Origin of the sequence: Bradyrhizobium sp. 139, assembly GCF_023074175.1 — a bacterium.
Lineage (GTDB): Bacteria > Pseudomonadota > Alphaproteobacteria > Rhizobiales > Xanthobacteraceae > Bradyrhizobium.
In genome coordinates, this window is record NZ_JADPKS010000093.1 from 1 (window position 1) to 3,299 (window position 3,299).

The window sequence follows — 3,299 nt, forward strand, 5'->3', positions numbered from 1 at the left end:
CGGTCGTCTGCTCATGGTCTCTCCTGTTCGCGGCGATTATCGCCGCCGTCAGGCAGAAATTCCACTTATCCTCCTGTTCAAATTTGCGGAGCCAGCTCAGTTGATGGTGAGCAGGAGCGGGATAGTAGGCTACTGCACCGTCAGTTCCAGGGGCGAGCATTTGCCAAGTTGGTCAGCGTCACTCTCTGCGCCTCGGCTTCCTCGCGGCACCCTATCGCGGGTGCTCTACCTTTGATGACCCAAACCAATCCCCAAAGACAGCGCCTTCTGCCTCAGTGAGCCCTCTGAACGCTTCAGTGTTTTCGCTACTTTCGCCACGGGCGTTCTTGCTTTCGAGTGCGCCTTCAGCAGTTTGATATCGGCTGCAGAATATGGCTTGCGCGCAGCTTTCTTCTTCGTTGCGTTCTTGGGCAATTGCTTCTCCATTGTCGAACGACTGCTACATACCACGAACGCAATCATGATCAAGCGAATGATCGAACGTCTTTCATTGCAGATTGGCTGTCTTGTATAGCTCGGGTACTTATCGCCCTCTTTTGCGCTCTAAATGCCGCGATGCCGCAAACGCGCGGTTCTCGCTGATATGCCAACTCCGCCGCTATCTCCCTCCTGTGGTGTTTCCAGAGCGCGAGCTAACCTCCTCTCATGGAACCTAACATCGGCGAGACAAAAAGCAGATCGTGCCGACGGCCTCTGCAATTCTCGAAGATGGCACCATAGTGGAGATGGCATTCGATCCAAAGCAACGGCGAACGGTTTTCGCAATCTATAACGCCGGACGTTTGACGCTGCAGGATGCGATCGATCTCGGCTCCGATACGCGCCTGGTACCATTCTCTCCGAACAACAACCTCTTGAAGAATGAAGTTGTAACGCTTCCATCCGAGCCATCGATTTATGGAAGCGAAGAACATCTAGTCGCTGACATAGAGCAATTCATTCATCGCTACGTCGACTTCAGTACATCGTTCGAGAAAGTCGCCACGTACTATGTGCTCCTGACCGGGCTCTATGATGCTTTCAATGAAGCATATTTGCGCTTGCGGGGCGACTATGGAAGCGGCAAGACTCGCGCCCTTCTGACGCTTGGTTCACTTTGCTATCGCGGTTTTTTTCGCTAGCGGTACATCAACGGTATCGCCGAGTTTCCATACGCTGAATGCTTTCAGGGGCACGCTCATTTTTGATGAAGCCGATTTTCGCTTCAGCGACGAGAAGGCCGAGATCGTCAAGATCTTGAACAACGGGAATGTTCGCGGCTTGCCTGTGCTGCGAACGTTGATGACCAGCAGCGGGAGTTCAAACCGCAAGCCTTTCACGTCTACGGGCCGAAGATCGTAGCGACGCGCGGCAGCTACGACGATAAGGGATTGGAGAGCCGGTTCATAATCGAAGAGAGGGGATCGCGGCCTCTGCGCTCCGGCATCCCGATAAATCTCCCTGAAAGCTTCAAGGACGAAGCACGCGAGCTTCGCAACAAGCTGATGCTGTATTGATTCCATAGGAGGGCTGAGGTCACGATCGACGAAACGCTTTTGCGGACGTTTCGCAAGCGACAAGATGCGGAGATACGTCTCGTCTGGTACGCAATACCGAACGGTCGCCCGTCCTGCAGCTGCAACGGCAATGATGAGCCGGATGTGGGTCAGAGAGAACCGTACGAGAGCTACTCACTGAGACGATTTAGCCGTGTTACGGACTAGGCGGAAGAGAACGGCAATCGTAAGCCGCCCTTATCTCATCGAGCGCCACGCATATCACCTGTGGGAGCAGGCAGGAATGCCTAAGGAGCGGATCAGGAATTCTATTTGGAAGCGGAACGACAGCTGAAGGAGGAGCTGACTCGCCACGAACTCAAGTTGCCGAATACGCTGTAGAAAGCCGGAAGAGAGGTCTGAGCGCTTTTTACGGCGTCGAGATCAATCCACTAGCTGTCGCTACAATCCACCGGTTGCCCCAACGCACGATGGATTCGATTCGCCCGATGCCGGGAACTGTATCGCCGCGTGTTGCCATCCGAACCCCATCGGGCCCTCCAAGAACCGCCGTCCCGCCGCGAACATCAAGAACAGTCCACCCCTCAATGGTTGTCGGCCTTGTTTCCGGCGTCGGGACGAGAGGTGCGCTGGGAGCTATCGAGCCGGTCACCGTCATATCTGCTTGGACGGCCTGAGACGCCGTGCTGGAAGCGTCCCCGGATAGATGAATCCCGTCCGCCCATGCGGCCGCAGGCTTGGCGGAAATGCTCGCTCGATCCGCAGACCTTTGACTTACGCCTGGCGGTGTTCGCAGACCCAGGGTCGATACCGTCTGTCGCGATCCTTCGGTCTTGCGGCCTGACTTTGTTTCGGCAGTTCGACGCGGAAGTGCTTCTGTCTGAGTGGTTGAATTGAGCGACGCGAAAGTTATGGGACCGTACCAAGCAAAGCCGCCAACCCATCCCAATAGCAAGCCAGCGATCAGTGCGCCTGTGACCAGGCAAAGGGTGCGCGTTCGATCGCCGCCTGGCTTCAATAACGCCAGAACCTCTTCTCGACAGGGACTTGAGAAATCTCGCGGGTTCAGCGTCACACGCGGCATTGGGACTTCGCTGATCCTATCAGCGACCGTCACCTCGATTTCTTCCAAGGTATTCGCCTGGTGCACTTGCATGACCGGATCCCTTGCGGCTCCCCAATGATCATGCTGCGAACTAAATCAATCATTAACGGCGATGAGCCGCAAGACGAATAATGACACGAATGAATTGCGCAGAGGGCGATTACCGCTGAGGTCACGTCAGGAATCGCACGGCTGCGATAAGCTCAGCTTTCTCAAGAGTGGATCAAGCCCGTCTGCACGGCACCGCTTAGCTTCAACCTGCTTTAGAGGCTGATCAGCCGTGCCCTTTCTCGATCCTATTCTGCTGTCGGCTCTTTTATTTGCGGGCTTGGCTTTCGGGTCGTGCGGATCGTGCCAATGGCGCGGAGCAAAGTCGCGATGCGGCGGGAGAGCGGCTTGCTTTGGCGCTGGCAAATCAGGCTGCTCCTCTTCGCGAGGCTGAACGTACGCAACATCCATCCTCTCAGTGGCCGTCGGCGTGTCCTGTTTGAGTGCGAGCGGCAGACGATCACCCTTGTTAGCTGCTACCACGGGCATGACAATTTCCGGGGCGGGCGGCGGTGATGATTTCTTTGCAGCTGCAGCAATAGCGCCTAGGGCCTAGGGCCTGTCCTCAATTGAGCCAGATGATAGCAGCCGCGAGGTGGATTGCGGCGAGGAAATTTCTGGCGGTTTTGTCGTAGCGGGTGGCGATGGCG

The 3,299-nt window shown here is 56.0% G+C and carries 3 protein-coding genes and 1 pseudogene; 1 reads left to right on the plus strand and 3 read right to left on the minus strand.

Features of this window, described 5'->3' with window-relative positions; genetic code table 11:
- Nucleotides 1–225: 225 nt before the first annotated feature.
- A complete protein-coding gene (locus tag IVA80_RS22055; protein WP_247435149.1) occupies nucleotides 226–426 on the minus strand; it encodes a hypothetical protein in 201 nt (66 codons plus the stop codon).
- A 254-nt stretch (nucleotides 427–680) separates the two neighbouring features.
- Between IVA80_RS22055 and IVA80_RS22060 the strand changes: the two genes are divergently transcribed.
- Nucleotides 681–1,121: a hypothetical protein gene (locus tag IVA80_RS22060; protein ID WP_247435154.1), complete on the plus strand. Its 441-nt coding sequence runs from the start codon at nucleotides 681–683 to the stop codon at nucleotides 1,119–1,121.
- On the opposite strand, the gene IVA80_RS22065 is transcribed toward IVA80_RS22060, so the two are convergent.
- Together IVA80_RS22065 and IVA80_RS22075 are read right to left on the minus strand one after the other, a co-directional pair.
- Entirely contained in the window at nucleotides 1,092–1,559 is a 468-nt protein-coding gene (locus tag IVA80_RS22065; RefSeq protein WP_247435157.1) for a hypothetical protein, read from the minus strand. The two genes, IVA80_RS22060 and IVA80_RS22065, sit on opposite strands and share 30 nt — an antisense overlap.
- A gap of 1,655 nt (nucleotides 1,560–3,214) precedes the next feature.
- A pseudogene (locus tag IVA80_RS22075) lies at nucleotides 3,215–3,299 on the minus strand (IS5/IS1182 family transposase); the annotation flags it as partial.

Excerpts from the sequence above, each read along its gene's own strand:
- IVA80_RS22055 (WP_247435149.1), bottom strand. The coding sequence starts at position 426 with ATGGAGAAGCAATTGCCCAAGAACGCAACGAAGAAGAAAGCTGCGCGC.